At 73.0% G+C, this 14,933-nt stretch carries 11 protein-coding genes and 1 pseudogene; 4 read left to right on the top strand and 8 right to left on the bottom strand.

The features are described 5' to 3' along the window. Positions 1-31: 31 nt before the first annotated feature. Positions 32-1,144, bottom strand: coding sequence for a winged helix DNA-binding domain-containing protein (locus ACQPYN_RS04655; protein WP_433034079.1), 1,113 nt, complete (start codon positions 1,142-1,144; stop codon positions 32-34). Positions 1,145-1,205: 61 nt separating this feature from the next. On the opposite strand from ACQPYN_RS04655, the gene ACQPYN_RS04650 reads away from it, so the two are divergent. After that, the gene (locus ACQPYN_RS04650) at positions 1,206-2,273 is read left to right on the top strand and encodes a YihY/virulence factor BrkB family protein (RefSeq protein WP_433034076.1); all 1,068 of its coding nucleotides are present in this window, start codon (positions 1,206-1,208) and stop codon (positions 2,271-2,273) included. A 34-nt stretch (positions 2,274-2,307) separates the two neighbouring features. Then, positions 2,308-3,306 (top strand): helix-turn-helix transcriptional regulator, encoded by a 999-nt coding sequence (locus ACQPYN_RS04645; protein ID WP_433034073.1) that lies wholly within the window; start codon positions 2,308-2,310, stop codon positions 3,304-3,306. 552 nt (positions 3,307-3,858) lie between these two features. Here the strand turns inward: ACQPYN_RS04645 and ACQPYN_RS04640 are convergent. The 3 genes and pseudogenes from ACQPYN_RS04640 to ACQPYN_RS04630 all read right to left on the bottom strand — a co-directional run. Then, positions 3,859-4,740, bottom strand: a pseudogene (locus ACQPYN_RS04640) (oligosaccharide flippase family protein); the annotation flags it as partial. 224 nt (positions 4,741-4,964) lie between these two features. Then, entirely contained in the window at positions 4,965-7,502 is a 2,538-nt protein-coding gene (locus ACQPYN_RS04635; protein WP_274196038.1) for an ATP-dependent Clp protease ATP-binding subunit, read from the bottom strand. A gap of 336 nt (positions 7,503-7,838) precedes the next feature. Beyond that, positions 7,839-9,098, bottom strand: a complete 1,260-nt coding sequence (locus tag ACQPYN_RS04630) for a M23 family metallopeptidase (RefSeq protein ID WP_433034069.1) — start codon at positions 9,096-9,098, stop codon at positions 7,839-7,841. A 182-nt stretch (positions 9,099-9,280) separates the two neighbouring features. On the opposite strand from ACQPYN_RS04630, the gene ACQPYN_RS04625 reads away from it, so the two are divergent. Next, positions 9,281-10,015 (top strand): Crp/Fnr family transcriptional regulator, encoded by a 735-nt coding sequence (locus ACQPYN_RS04625; protein ID WP_433034066.1) that lies wholly within the window; start codon positions 9,281-9,283, stop codon positions 10,013-10,015. On the opposite strand, the gene ACQPYN_RS04620 is transcribed toward ACQPYN_RS04625, so the two are convergent. The 4 genes from ACQPYN_RS04620 to exaC all read right to left on the bottom strand — a co-directional run bounded on the left by ACQPYN_RS04620 (position 9,987) and on the right by exaC (position 13,158). Continuing rightward, positions 9,987-10,355 carry a histone-like nucleoid-structuring protein Lsr2 gene (locus tag ACQPYN_RS04620; RefSeq protein ID WP_433034063.1) on the bottom strand — a complete coding sequence of 123 codons (369 nt, stop codon included), beginning with the start codon at positions 10,353-10,355 and terminating at the stop codon, positions 9,987-9,989. The two genes, ACQPYN_RS04625 and ACQPYN_RS04620, sit on opposite strands and share 29 nt — an antisense overlap. Positions 10,356-10,475: 120 nt before the next feature. After that, positions 10,476-11,075, bottom strand: coding sequence for a cysteine hydrolase family protein (locus tag ACQPYN_RS04615; RefSeq protein ID WP_433034060.1), 600 nt, complete (start codon positions 11,073-11,075; stop codon positions 10,476-10,478). Between the two features lie 105 nt (positions 11,076-11,180). After that, positions 11,181-11,618: a DUF779 domain-containing protein gene (locus ACQPYN_RS04610; protein WP_433034057.1), complete on the bottom strand. Its 438-nt coding sequence runs from the start codon at positions 11,616-11,618 to the stop codon at positions 11,181-11,183. 16 nt (positions 11,619-11,634) lie between these two features. Then, positions 11,635-13,158, bottom strand: coding sequence for an acetaldehyde dehydrogenase ExaC (gene exaC, locus ACQPYN_RS04605; protein WP_433034054.1), 1,524 nt, complete (start codon positions 13,156-13,158; stop codon positions 11,635-11,637). Positions 13,159-13,402: 244 nt separating this feature from the next. Here exaC and ACQPYN_RS04600 point away from each other — a divergent pair, with 244 nt between their 5' ends. Further along, positions 13,403-14,932, top strand: coding sequence for a GAF domain-containing protein (locus tag ACQPYN_RS04600; protein WP_433038722.1), 1,530 nt, complete (start codon positions 13,403-13,405; stop codon positions 14,930-14,932). The last annotated feature ends 1 nt before the right edge of the window (position 14,933 follow it).

Raw genomic sequence — 14,933 nt, 5'->3', positions numbered from 1 at the left:
TAGAAGCAGCGAACAGCTCGTTCGCTGCGTCCTAGACCCCTGTGAGGCCGGCGAGCGTGAGCCCGCGGGCGGCGGCGACGCGCTCGGCCTCGTCGTCGAGGCGCGCGCGGACGTCCGGCTCGAGCTCCGCGACGGGCGCGACCTCGATCGTCAGACGCTTGCCCGACGCCCGCGGTCGCCAGCTCGCGACGATCTCGCCGTCGGCCAGCAGCGCGCCCGGGTTGCCGATGACGCGGTAGAGGTCCTTGCGCACCGCGGGGTCGGGCGCGAGGAGCTCGCGGTCGCGGGCCTGGAGCATCGGGTCCAGCGGCGGCAGGAAGCGCACGAGGTCGGGCTCCGGGGCGCCGAGCGCCGCATCGAGGTCCGCACTCGGCAGCCACGCGGGTCGCCCCTCCACCCGGACCTCGACCAGCTGCGGGAGGGCGGCCTCCCACGCGGGCGCGAAGGCGGTCGGGGACGTCCCGACGAAGTCGGCGACCTCGCGGGGCCCGGCCGGCCCGAGCACGCGCAGGTAGTCGAGCACCAGGCGCGCGGCGCGGGCCGGGTCGCCCTCGACCGGGCGGGACCAGTCGGGCGGCGGCGGGGTGAGCAGCAGCGTCTTGCCCGTCGCGTCCAGCCCGACGCCGACCGGGAACGCCGAGAGCCGCATGAGCTGCTCGTTGACGTGGACGCACGCGCAGGACCGGCAGTCGCGGAGCAGCGCCTCGGGCAGCAGCTTGGTGACGGCGGTGCTCGCCGCGCCCTTGGTGATCGGCTCGGTGACGACCTCGGCGAGCGCGTCCGCCGCCCGGTCGATCGCCTCCCGCGCCGGGATGCCGACGCGCCGCTGCTCCGGCCCGCTCCAGTTGAGGCGGGCGCCCGCGTCGGCGTCGCCGAACGGCCGCGCGGCCGCCGCGATGTCGTTGCGCTGCGGCGTCGGATGGTGGTGCGGGGCGCCGCGATGGGTCCAGCCGTCGGTGAGGCCGTGAGCGAGAGGGTCGACGTCGCCCTCGGTGCGCGCGGCGAGGACGAGCCGTGCGGTGGGGCCCGAGTCCTGGATACCGAGCGAGGCCAGGGCCGCGATCGCGCCGGGGCGGTCGCGGTGCAGGCCCTGCGCGGCGATCCGGTGCGCCATGACCTGCTCGCGCGTCAGCGTCTCCACCATGGTGGTCAGCTTTCCGCACCGTGCCTGACACCTCCCGTCAGGTTGCGGGGAAGATGAGTCCGTGAGCTCGGTGCGCGCGGTGCCCGTCACGACGGACATGGACGGGGACACGCTGTCGGCCGACGACGCCTGGCACACCGCGCGCCGGATCGGGCTGGTCGCGCTGCTGCGGGACGCGCTGGTCCGCTTCCGCTTCGGCGACGGGTTCAGCCACGCGCGGGGGTTCGCACTCCAGCTCGCGCTGGCGATCGTCCCGCTCGTCATCGCGGGGGCCGGGCTGGCGACGGCCGTGGGCGCCGAATCGGTGGCGCAGGTCGTCGCGCAGACCGTCGTGGCGGTGTCCCCCGGGTCGGGCGACCAGCTGCTCGCCGACGTCGTCGCCCGCGGGCCCGCCGAGCTCCCCGAGGAGACCGGCGGCGACGACTCGCGCTCGGAGAACGTCGGCGAGTTCGCCGTCGCGTTCGGGCTGGTCACGGCGTTCCTCGCCATGACGAGCGCGATCGCCCAGCTCGAGCGCGGCACCAACCGCATCTACGGCACCGAGCGCGACCGGCCGTTCCTGCGCAAGTACACCCGCGCCGCCGTCCTCACGCTGACGGCGGGATCGTCGCTCGGGCTGGGTCTCGTGCTGATCATCGCCGGCGGGCCGCTCGGTGACGCCGTCGAACAGGTCTACCGCTGGGGCGACGTCGCGGAGACGATCTTCGACGTGCTGCGCTGGCCCGTCGGGCTCGCGGCGCTGGTCGTCGCCGTCACCGTGCTCTTCCGGCACTCGCCGCGGCGCCACCAGCCCGGGCTCTCCTGGCTGGCGCTCGGCGCCGGCCTCACCGTGATCCTCTGGCTGGCGGCGTCGGGCTGCGTGGCGCTCTACGTCGCGGTGTCCGGGGACTTCAGCGACACCTACGGCCCGCTCGCCGGGATCATGGCGCTGCTGCTGTGGGCGACGGTCACCGGCGTCGCCCTGCTCCTGGGGATCGCCGTCGCCGCGCAGCTCGAGGGGGCGCGGGCCGGGATCGGCGACCCGCTGCTGCGCGACGACGACGCCGACGGCATCCCCGACGAGCTGCAGCCCGCGCCTCAGGACGAGCAGTCGGCTGAACCCGTGGCGCCGGACGGGGGACGTGCCTGACAGGAGGTGTCAGGGATGGGGTAGGACTGACCCCGTGCGCGCCAGCCGGCTGCTCTCCGTGCTCCTCCTGTTGCAGAACCGAGGACGGGTGACCGCGCGCGAGCTCGCGGACGAGCTCGAGGTCTCGATCCGCACGATCTACCGCGACATGGACGCGCTCTCGGCGTCCGGGGTGCCCGTGTACGCCGACCGCGGGCCGGACGGCGGCTACTCGCTCCTCGAGGGCTACCGCACCCACCTGACGGGGATGACCGCCGAGGAGGCCGACGCGCTCGCGCTCTCGGGCATGCCTGAGGCCGCCGCGGAGCTCGGTCTCGGGCGGGTGCTCGCGGCGGCGCAGCTCAAGGTGCAGGCGGCCCTGCCCGGCGAGCTCTCCGACCGCGCGGGCCGCATCGCCGAGCGCTTCCACCTCGACGCCCCCGGCTGGTTCCGCGAGGCCGACCACGTCCCCACGCTCACCGGCGTCGCGGACGCGGTGTGGAACCAACGGGTACTGCGCGTGCGCTACCGGCGCTGGGCCACCGGCGGGCGCGAGCCGGAGGTGGAACGCGAGCTCGAGCCGCTCGGGGTCGTCCTCAAAGCCGGCACCTGGTACCTGGTGGCCCTCCCCCACGGCGGCGACCCCGGCGCGACGCCACGCACCTACCGCGTCGCCCGCATCCTGACGCTCGAGACGCTCGACGTGCGCTTCGACCGGCCCGACGACTTCGACCTCTGGAAGTACTGGCACCGGCGCACCCAGGAGCTCACCGACGCCCTCTACCAGGCGGAGGCGACCGTCCGCCTGTCCCCGCGGGCGATGGAGCTGGCCCCGGCCCTCCTGCGCCCGCACACCGCCCGCGCGCTCGCCGAGGGCAGCTGGCCGACCGACGACGACGGCTGGGTGCGCGCGGTCATCCCGATCGAGTCGCTCGCCCACGCCCGCTCCGAGCTGCTGGGCCTCGGTGCGGAGGTCGAGGTGCTCGCCCCGGTCGCCCTGCGCGAGCAGATGGCCGACGTCGCCCGCACCCTCGCCGGGCTCTACGCGGGCTGACGCACCGGTCGCCCGGGCGATCCACGCGCGGGCCCGGTCGACGTCGGCGGCGGGCACGGCCCCGAGGCGGACGGCCAGCACCGCGTAGACCATGACGGCCAGGGCGATCAGCGCCAGGTCGAGGGCAGGCCCGGCGACGGCGGCGAGGGCGAGCACGCCGGTGAGGGCGGTGGCCGCGACGGCCCAGCCGGCGGCGGCGCGCACCGGCAGTGCGCCCGGCCGGTGGTGGCGCAGGTAGACGGTGCCGAGCGCCCCGACGCCGACCCAGGCGCCGACCGCGAACCCGGCGGCCGCCCCCGCCGCGCCGTACCCCGGCACGAGGAGCGCCATCGTGGCCACCTCGGCGACCGCGGCGGCGGGGATCCTGGCCGCGGCGGCACCGGCGAGGCCGCGGGCGAACAGCGCCTTGAGCAGCATGTCGCCGACGACCAGGCCGAGGGTGCCGACGGCGATCAGGCGGGCCAGGGCGCCGGCCGCGGCGTGCTCGACGGGGAAGATGCGGCCGACCAGCGCGTCGGGGGTGACGACGAGGACGAGCAGGACGGGGACGAGGGCCAGGGGCACCCAGCGCATCGCCGCCACGACCCAGCCGTGGGCCTCCGCGGCGCCGCGGGCCCGGGCGATGAACGGGAAGACGGCGTCGGACAGGGTGCTGCCGACCAGGAACGGGGCCTTGGCCAGGAGCGCGGCGGCCTGGTAGGTGCCGACGGCGGCGAACGTGACGCCGTACGCGTGTCCGAGCGGGCCGAGCAGCAGGACGTCGAGCGTGCCGATGAGACCGAAGCCGGTGGTGCCGACGGCCATCGGCGCGGCGGCGGCGAAGGAGCGCCACCCGGCGAGTGCGCCACGCAGCCGCGGCAGGCGGTCGCGCATCGTCCACCAGGCCCAGAGCGCGGCGACGGCCGCGCCGAGCAGCAGGCCCCAGCCGACCCCGACGGCGCCGGTGCCGATCAGCGCGACCGCGCCGACGCCGACCGCGACCTTGACCAGGACCTCGACGACGCGGGCGCCGCTGACCGCCGCGAAACGCCGGGCTCCCTGGAGCCCGCCGAGGAGCACCTGGCCGAGCGCGACGAGGACGATCGTCCCGGCGGCCAGCAGCGTCACGCCGGCACCGACACCCGGGAGGATCGCGCCGGTCGTGAGCTGGACGACCGCGAACCCGAGGGCCAGCGCCGTGCCGAGGCCGACGTTGCCGACCAGCGCGGAGCGGAACGCGGCGTCGACCTCCGCGGCGGCTTCCGGGTCGCCGTCCTCGGCACGGGCGACGGTGCGCGCCAGCGCCCAGGGGAACCCGGCGGCGAGGACCGTGGTGGCGAGCAGGAGCACGGTCAGCAGCACGCTCACGACACCGAAGTCCGCCGCCGGCAGCAGCCACGTCAGCACCAGCCCGAAGCCGTAGTGCAGGGGCGCGGTCAGGACGACCGCGAGCATCAGCACGGCTGTCCCGGCGGCGGCTTCCTGGTGTCCCCGAAGCGTGCGCATCGTCTCCGGCCCTCTCCCTGCGGCGATGGCACCAGCCTCGCCGCGGACGGGATCGGGCAGGAGGGAGACGGCCCCCGGAGCAGGTGGGGCACGCCCTACTTCGGGATCACACGCCGGAGCCCCGGCCCCCCACGAGGGGGACCGGGGCTCCGGGCGTGCAGCGGGCGGAGTGCTTACTCCGCCGCGGCGACCTCGGGGGTGTCGGGCACCGGGGTCGGCTTGGCCTCACCGCGGAAGGTGAAGGTGGCCGTCTCCGGAGCCTGCTTGGTGACCCCGTTGTCGTCGGTCTCGGGCTCCCAGCCCTCGACGTCGACCAGCACGATCTGACCGCCCTCGATCTCGCCGAAGAGAATCTTCTCCGAGAGCTGGTCCTCGATCTCGCGCTGGATGGTGCGGCGCAGCGGCCGGGCCCCGAGCACCGGGTCGAAGCCGCGCTGGGCGAGCAGCTTCTTCGCGTTGTCGGTGAGCTCCAGAGACATGTCCTTGTTCTGGAGCTGCTTCTCGGTGCGCCCGATCATCAGGTCCACCATCTGAACGATCTCCTGCTCGGTCAGCTGGTGGAACACGATGATGTCGTCGATGCGGTTGAGGAACTCGGGACGGAAGTGCTTCTTCAGCTCGTCCGTGACCTTGTTCTTCATCCGCTCGTAGTTCGAGCCGCTGTCGGAGCCGGACTGGAAGCCCAGGCCGACCGCCTTCGAGATGTCCTGCGTGCCGAGGTTCGACGTGAACACGATGACGGTGTTCTTGAAGTCGACGATGCGACCCTGACCGTCGGTCAGGCGACCGTCCTCGAGCACCTGCAGGAGGGTGTTGTAGACCTCGGAGTGGGCCTTCTCGATCTCGTCGAAGAGGACCACGGAGAACGGCTTGCGGCGCACCTTCTCGGTGAGCTGGCCGCCTTCCTCGTAGCCGACGTACCCGGGAGGGGCACCGAAGAGCCGCGAGGCGGTGTAGCGGTCGTGGAACTCGCCCATGTCGATCTGGACGAGGGCGTCGTCGTCACCGAACAGGAACTCCGCGAGCGCCTTGGTGAGCTCGGTCTTACCGACACCCGAGGGACCGGCGAAGATGAACGAGCCCGAGGGGCGCTTCGGGTCCTTGAGGCCGGCCCGCGTACGGCGCATCGACTGCGAGACCGCCTTGACGGCGTCCTCCTGGCCGATGATCCGCTTGTGGAGCTCGTCCTCCATGCGGAGCAGACGGGTCGTCTCCTCCTCGGTGAGCTTGAAGACGGGGATGCCGGTCCAGTTGGCCAGCACCTCGGCGATCTGCTCGTCGTCGACCTCGGCGACGACGTCGAGGTCACCCGACTTCCACTGCTTCTCGCGCTCGGTCTTCTGCCCGATGAGGTTCTTCTCCTCGTCGCGCAGGCGCGCCGCCTTCTCGAAGTCCTGCGCGTCGATCGCGGACTCCTTCTCGCGACGGACGTCGGCGATCTTCTCGTCGAACTCGCGCAGGTCCGGCGGCGCGGTCATGCGGCGGATGCGCATGCGGGCGCCGGCCTCGTCGATGAGGTCGATGGCCTTGTCCGGCAGGAAGCGGTCGTTGATGTAGCGGTCGGCCAGGGTGGCCGCCGCGACCAGCGCCGGGTCCGTGATCGAGACGCGGTGGTGCGCCTCGTAGCGGTCGCGCAGCCCCTTGAGGATCTCGATGGAGTGCGCCACGGAGGGCTCACCCACCTGGATCGGCTGGAAGCGGCGCTCGAGGGCGGCGTCCTTCTCGACGTGCTTGCGGTACTCGTCGAGGGTGGTGGCCCCGATGGTCTGCAGCTCGCCACGGGCCAGCATCGGCTTGAGGATCGACGCGGCGTCGATCGCGCCCTCGGCGGCACCCGCACCCACGAGCGTGTGGAGCTCGTCGATGAACAGGATGATGTCGCCGCGGGTGCGGATCTCCTTGAGCACCTTCTTGAGGCGCTCCTCGAAGTCACCGCGGTAGCGCGAGCCGGCCACCAGCGACCCGAGGTCGAGGGTGTAGAGCTGCTTGTCCTTCAGCGTCTCGGGGACCTCGCCCTTGACGATGGCCTGGCCGAGGCCCTCGACGACGGCGGTCTTGCCGACGCCGGGCTCGCCGATGAGGACCGGGTTGTTCTTGGTCCTCCGGGAGAGGACCTGCATGACCCGCTCGATCTCCTTCTCCCGGCCGATGACCGGGTCCAGCTTGCCCTCGCGGGCCGACTGGGTGAGGTTGCGACCGAACTGGTCGAGCACCAGCGAGGAGGACGGCGTCCCCTCCCCGCGCTGGCTGCCGGACTCCGCGGGCTCCTTGCCCTGGTAGCCCGAGAGCAGCTGCAGCACCTGCTGGCGCACACGGTTGAGGTCCGCGCCGAGCTTGACGAGCACCTGGGCGGCGACGCCCTCGCCCTCGCGGATGAGCCCGAGCAGGATGTGCTCGGTGCCGATGTAGTTGTGCCCGAGCTGCAGCGCCTCGCGCAGCGACAGCTCCAGCACCTTCTTGGCGCGGGGGGTGAAGGGGATGTGGCCGGACGGGGCCTGCTGGCCCTGACCGATGATCTCCTCGACCTGCTGGCGCACGCCCTCCAGGGCGATGCCCAGCGACTCGAGGGCCTTGGCGGCGACGCCTTCGCCCTCGTGGATCAGCCCGAGCAGGATGTGCTCGGTGCCGATGTAGTTGTGGTTGAGCATCCGGGCCTCTTCTTGGGCCAGGACGACCACCCGCCTCGCGCGGTCGGTGAACCTCTCGAACATTCGTCACTCCTGACTGCTGCGCCGGCGGTCCTCCACCGAGTGTCCACGAAGGAACGGCCCGGTGGCCCCTTGGCTGGTGCCCGATGACGGATCGGGACGCCCACGATGCCCAAGCTGGCAGAACACCGCAGCCCCATCCTAGTCGTCGCGCGAGACGTCACGGGACGGTGACGGTTCCCCGTCCGTGACGGCGGTCACGCGCGCCGACATCGATCCTGCACCCCGGGCCGCTGGAGCCCGGGGAACCATGACCTCTCCAACCACCGGAGACGTTCGCCTCATCCCCGCGACCCGTTGGCCACGGGCGAACCACCCACCCGGGTCGGGTCCCCGCGGTCACGGCGCGTAGCCCATCACGTCGAGGCCGAGCGGCGACACACCCGCGCGCGGCCCGGCCCCCGCCCGGTCGATCCCGAACGGCACCGGACCGGCGGTGCCCTGCTGCAACGAGTCCTCGGACACCACCCGGCCCTCGAGGGTGAAGGTGTCGAACTCGAACGGCAGGCCGTTCGACGCGAGCGGGTCGGGGCGGTCCATCACGTGGAAGTGCAGGTGGGGTGCATCGGTGTTGCCGGAGTTGCCCAGCTTGCCGAGCACCTGGCCCCGGCGCAGCTGCTGCCCCACGGCGAGGTTGCGCGGGTTGCCCGTCTGCAGGTGCGCGTAGAAGGCGTAGCGCCCGCCGCCGATGTCCTGCACGACGTGGTTGCCCCCGTACTGCTGCAGCGTCAGGCCGCCCGGGTTCGCCCCGGGCGGCTGCTGCGGGAGATCGCCCACGAGCCCGACGACCGGCCCGTCGGCGACGGCCAGGATGTCGGAGCCCACGTAGGCGTAGCTCGCGATGTCCGTCGGCGGCCCGCTCATCATCCGGCCCGCCGCGTCGAGCTGGACGTAGTCGATGGCGAAGCGTTCGGGCGCGAACAGCTGCCCGTCGATCGGGCTGACCGCGCCCCGGTGCGCGCTGAGGCGGCAGCAGCTGTCGCCGTCGAGCCACCCGGGTCCGCGCAGCGGCGGCGAGATGCGCGCCGGCGGCGTCCGGTCGACCGCCGTCGGCGCCACCGTCGCGGTCAGGGTCGACGGGACGAGCGGCGGCGACGGCTGGGCGAACGCCGTGTCGAGGCGGTGCTCGAGACGGGCGGGCACGGGGTCGGTCGGCGCGAGGGTCACGTCCAGCCAGATCAGCCCGCCCTGTCCTCCTTGCAGGTCGCGCGAGCCCAGCTGCCCGCCGAACGGCTTGATCCAGGCGGCGAGGGCGTCGCCCTCCAGGCGCAGCAGCGACCGGCCGTCGCCGACGACCTCGACCGCGGTGATCGTGGCCGGCGAGCTCAGGATGTTGTCGACCTGGAGCTCGTAGGCCAGGTGCACCCGGCCGTCCGTCGCGGGCACCGGGACCGGGGCCCGGAGCACCGACGCCGCGACCGGGGTGAACACCGACGTCCCGCCGGACACCGTGTCCGAGGCGGACGAGCCGCCGAACGGGCCCTCGACGGACGCGACGCCGGCCACGGGGGACGCCGACGGGGGCGGCGGACCTCCCGCGGGGGAGCCGCACGCCGCACCCACCAGCAGTGCCGCGAGCACGGCACCGATCGCCGCCACCCGCCGAGGCCCACCTGTCCGCACGCCGTCTCCCCCGGGTCCCGACGCCGGCAACTGTCGGGGATCCGCCGGAGGCGTCGACCGGGAAACGTAGGGAGCCGATGATCCACACGCTGTCACCGGCGTGACAGCACCTCTGGGCCGGAGGAGTGATCCGCGGCCGACCGCTTCCGGGAGGTGGCATGACGACGACCGCGGCGCCCGTGCCCGTCGGAGGGCGGCACGAGGACGTCCGGGGCGCGCTCCTCGCCTGCCCGCAGCTCCACGGCCTCACCCCCGCGGCTCTCGACGCGCTCGCCGGGGCCGCGTGGGTGCGCCACTACGCCGCCGGGGACACGGTGTTCCGCACGGGTGAGCCCTGCGAGTCGATGTTCGTGCTCCTGCGCGGCGCCGTGGTCTCGCGGACCTGCTCGTCGGACCCCGACGTCGTCGACGTCGGGGTCGCTGCCGCGGGGCAGGCCTTCGGGTACTTCGAGGTGCTACGGCCGGGCCCGCGGGCCGACGACGCCGTGGCGCTGCGCGACGCGACCGTGCTCGTCCTGCCCGCCACGGTCGCGCACCGGGTGCTCCGCACCAGCCCCGACACGCTCCTCGCCCTGCTCGGGGACCTCGTGCGGATCGTGCGGCTGCAGCACCGGGCCGTCGTCGAGCGCGTGTTCCACCCGGTCACCCACCGCGTCGCGACCCTACTGCTCGAGTTCGAGCACCGGGACGACCGGATCGACCTCGGCGGGCCGCAGGTGCTGCTCGCCCAGCGCCTCGGGGTGGCCCGCCAGACGCTCAACACGGCGCTGCGCAGCCTGGCCGCCCGCGGCCTGCTCGTCGTCCACCCCGGCGGCCGCACGCTGACCGTCGACCGCGCGGCCCTCGTCGCCTACACCTCCGACGCTAGTGCGCCTTGTGGTACGCCTCGCTGACCTCGCTCGGGATGCGGCCACGCTCGGAGACCGTCATGCCCTGCTTGCGGGCCCACTCGCGGATGGCCTGGTTCTGCTCACGGTCGACCGCGGCGCGCCCGCCCGACCCGCTCCCGCGGCGCGAGCCGGACGAGGACGACGCCGCGGGGGACGACCGCCGCCGGCCGCCGCTGCGCCGCGCGTGGGCGACGTAGTCGGCGAGCCGGTCGCGCAGGGCGGCCGCGTTCGCGTCCGACAGGTCGATCTCGTACGTGGCACCGTCGAGCCCGAACTCGACGGTCTCGTCCGCCTCCGACGAGTCCAGGTCGTCGACGAGGGAAACCACGACTTTCTGCGCCATCACGCGACCTCCGTCAAATCACCGACCTTTAATGTGGCCGGACCTTATTTCCGGAGCCGGGAGTTGTCGAGTGACGCGCGTCGCCCGGCGCGATTTTTCGCGGGGCGGCCACAATTGACGTCAGTCGGGGATCCCCTTGTTGTCCGGAACGACGACACCGAACATGTCGCTGATCGCCGCCAGGCTCGCCGCCTGGAGGCTCGCGGCGGAAACCGTGCCGTCGGGGCCGGGCAGTGCGCGGGTCGCGGTGGCCCCGGCGACGACGGACGGGGAGAAACCGGCGCTGAACGCGCCGCGGGCCGTCGAGTTCACGCACATGTGCGTCATGAACCCGGCGAGGACCAGATTCGTCACGCCCGCCCCGCGCAGGTACTCGTCGAGGTCGGTGCCGACGAAGGAGTTGGGGAAGTTCTTGACGATGCGGTGCTCGCCGTCGCGGGCCGCCACGCGGTCGACGATCGCGCCGATCTCGTCGCGGACGTCGTAGGGCGTGCCCTCACCGGCGTCGTGCTGCACGTGGACGATCGGGATGCCGGCGCTGCGCGCGCGGTCCAGCAGGGCGGCGGCCTCGTCGATGGCCGGCTCGACGTTCTCGAGGGCCATGACGCCGCGCGTGTAGGTGTTCTGGAGGTCGATCATCACCAGCGCGGAGTCGCGCAGGCTCGCGGGCGTCGCGGGCATGCCGGTCAGCTCGCGCAGCGTCGTGGACGGGGTGCTCATCGTCGAACCCTTCGTCGGAATGGTCTGGACGTGCGAGGGGCGCCCCGGCCGCGTGGTCCGCGGCCGGGGCGCCCCCGGGTCCTACTCGGTCGTGCTCGGGGACCGCTAGAGGTCGCCCAGCTCGCGCATCTCGTCGTCGGTGAACAGCCGCGAGCGGATGATGAAGCGCACGCCTTCCGGCGCCTCCACCGAGAACCCGCTGCCACGGCCCTTCACCACGTCGACGGTGAGGTGCGTGTGCTTCCAGTACTCGTACTGCGACGAGGACATGTAGAAGCCGATCGGCTTCTCCAGCCCCTCGATCGTGAGATCTCCGAGGTGGACGTCCGAACCGCCGATCTTGAAGTCGCCGTCCGGGTAGCACATCGGGGCGCTGCCGTCGCAGCACCCACCGGACTGGTGGAACATCAGCGGTCCGTGGATCTCGGTGAGCTTCGGCAGCAGTTCCGCCGCCGCGGGCGTCACCGCGACCCGGGCCGTGCCCGACCCCGGCACCGCGGCGACGGGTTTCGTGACGTCGGTGTCCGTCGTGACCTCGGTCATGGATCCTCCTCGAGGATCAGAAGAAGCCCTGCGCGTTGTCCGAGTAGCTCTGCAGGATGTTCTTCGTCTGCTGGTAGTGATCGAGCATCATCTTGTGGTTCTCGCGCCCGATGCCCGACTGCTTGTACCCGCCGAAGGCCGCGTGGGCCGGGTAGGCGTGGTAGTTGTTCACCCAGACACGGCCGGCCTGGATGTCCCGCCCCGCACGGTAGGCCGTGTTGGCGTCACGCGACCACACGCCGGCGCCGAGGCCGTAGAGGGTGTCGTTGGCGATGCTCATGGCGTCGTCGTAGTCGTCGAACCGCGCGACCGAGACGACCGGCCCGAAGATCTCCTCCTGGAAGACCCGCATCTTGTTGTTGCCCTCGAACACGGTGGGCTGGATGTAGTAGCCACCCGAGAGGTCGCCGCCGAGGTCGGCCTTCTCGCCGCCGGTGAGAATCTTCGCGCCCTCCTGGCGACCGATGTCGATGTAGGACAGGATCTTCTCGAACTGGTCGTTCGAGGCCTGCGCGCCGATCATCGTGTCGGTGTCGAGGGGGTTGCCCTGCTTGACCTGCTCGGTCCGCTTGACGGCCTGGCCGAGGAACTCGTCGTAGATGCCGCCCTGGATGAGCGCACGCGACGGGCAGGTGCAGACCTCGCCCTGGTTCAGGGCGAACATCGTGAAGCCCTCGAGCGCCTTGTCGTAGAAGGCGTCCTGCTGCGCCGCGACGTCGTCGAAGAAGACGTTGGGGCTCTTGCCACCGAGCTCGAGGGTGACCGGGATGAGATTCTCCGAGGCGTACTGGGAGATCAGCCGCCCGGTGGTGGTCTCCCCCGTGAACGCGATCTTGCGGATACGGCTCGACGAGGCCAGCGGCTTGCCCGCCTCGACACCGAAGCCGTTCACGATGTTGATGACGCCGGCCGGGAGCAGGTCGGCGACGACGTCCATGAGGACGTGGATCGAGGCCGGGGTCTGCTCGGCGGGCTTGAGGACCACCGCGTTGCCGGCCGCGATGGCGGGCGCGAGCTTCCAGATCGCCATGAGGATCGGGAAGTTCCAGGGGATGATCTGCCCGACGACGCCCAGGGGCTCGTGGAAGTGGTAGGCGACCGTGTCGTTGTCGATCTGGGAGAGCCCGCCCTCCTGCGCCCGGATCGCCCCCGCGAAGTAGCGCAGGTGGTCGATCGCGAGCGGGATGTCGGCCACGAGGGTCTCGCGGCAGGCCTTCCCGTTCTCCCAGGACTCGGCGATGGCGATCATCTCGAGGTTCGCCTCGATGCGGTCCGCCATCTTGTTCAGGACGTTCGCGCGCTCGCCGACCGACGTCCTGCCCCACGCCGGGGCAGCGGCCTCGGCGGCGTCGAGGGCCTTCTCGATGTCGTCGGCGGTGCCGCGCGCGACCTCCGTGAACGTCTGACCCGTGATCGGGGTCGGGTTCTCGAAGTACTGGCCCTTCGCCGGCGCGACGTACTCGCCGCCGATGAAGTGGTCGTAACGGGGCTTGAAAGTGACGACGGAGCCGTCGGTGCCCGGGGCCGCGTACGTGGCCATCTGTGTACCTCCACATGCTGGGTGACGTGATCGCGGACACTAGGCACGCGGGGGTTGCACGGGCGTTGCAACCGCAGATTCGGGCTGCTCAACCGAACGGCACCGCGCACGCGGCTTCGATGTAGGGTTGCCTCACCAGCGACGATGCAGCACTCTTCTCGGAGGGACACCCGTGTCCCCGGTGGGACGCCGACGTGCCACGGCGGCACCCGTCCCGCCTCCCGTTCCACTGGTGGGGGCGCCGATGCCGGAGCGCGACGGCGATGGCGGGCGCCCCGTGACGGGCACCGCGACCGGCGACCCGGTCGAGCGCGGCCGGCTGCTCGAGAGGGTCCGCGACGCCGTCCTGTCCGGCGGCACGGGCCCCGCCTCACCCCGCGACGTGGTGTCGGCGTCGTGGCGCCGCTCGCTCGACGCGCACGTCGACCCGGACCACGGGCGTCCCCGTCACGTCTTCGGCGCCGACGAGCTCGACGAGGTCCGCGGCAGCCACGTGCTCGCCCCCGCGCTGCCCGTCCTGCGGCGCACCCTGCTCGACGCGGCCGACGAGGCCGTCCACATGATGATCGTGACGGACGCGCGCGGGCACATCCTGTGGCGCGAGGGCAACACCGGCGTGCTGCGGCGCGCCGACGACGTGGCCCTGGTCGAGGGCACGCGCTGGAGCGAGGACTCGATCGGCACCAACGCCATGGGCACGGCGCTGGCCGACGGACGCGCCGTGCAGATCCACTCGGCCGAGCACCTGGTGCGGCTCTACCGCGCGTGGACGTGCGCCGCGGCCCCGATCCACGACCCCGACACGGGCGAGGTGATCGCGGCCGTCGACCTCACCGGCCCGCTCACGACGTTCCACCCCAGCACGCTGGCGCTCGTCCGCGCCGCCGCCGAACTGGCCGAGATGACGCTGCGCGCGCGTCTCGCCGAGCGCGACGAGCGACTGCGGGCGCGCAACGAGCCCCACCTCGACGGGCTGCGCGGCGAACCCGGCGCGCTGCTCGCGCCCCGCGGCCGGGTGCTCACCGCGCGGCCCGACGGCTGGCTGCCCGACCGCGTGTCGATCCCCCAGGACGGCGACCGCGTCGACCTCGGCGACCGCGGCGAGGGCCTGCTCGAGCCGCTGGCCGAGGGCTGGCTGCTGCGTCTGGCGCCGCGCACCACCTCGCGCCCGACGCTCGCCCTGCCCTTCCTCGGCACCGAGCGTCCCGTCGCCCGCCTCGACGGGCGCCCGGTACGGATCAGCCTGCGCCACGCCGAGATGCTCGTGCTCCTCGCGCTGCACCCCGACGGCCTCACCGCCGACCAGCTCGCCCAGGCGCTCTACGGCGACGCCGGCAACCCCGTAACGGTCCGCTCGGAGGTGCACCGGCTGCGCGCCGCCCTCGGATCCTGCGGCACGAAGCGCAGCGGAGCTGACGCGCCGGAGGCCGGATACAGCATCATCAGCACCCAGCCCTACCGCCTGCGGGCCCGCGTCGACGCCGACTTCATCGACGTCCGCGCCGCCCTGCGGGAGCGCCGCCTCCCCCCGCCCGACGTCCTGCGGCGCGGCGCCCTGCTGCCCACCTCCGACGCGCCCGGTGTGCGCGAGGAGCGCGACATCATCGAGGTCGGTGTGCGCGGGGCGGTCCTGCGTCGCGGTGACGTCGACGCCCTGTGGGCACTCGCCCAGACCGAGTCCGGCGCCGAGGACCCCGAGCTCGCCCAGCGCCTGCGCCGCCTGCTGCCCGACGGCGACCCGCGCCGCGACGAGATCGTCGACCGCCCCGCCTGAG

It is taken from the genome of Actinomycetospora sp. CA-053990 (genome assembly GCF_050948445.1).
Lineage (GTDB): Bacteria > Actinomycetota > Actinomycetes > Mycobacteriales > Pseudonocardiaceae > Actinomycetospora > Actinomycetospora callitridis.
This window is presented reverse-complemented; position numbering and strand designations above follow the sequence as displayed.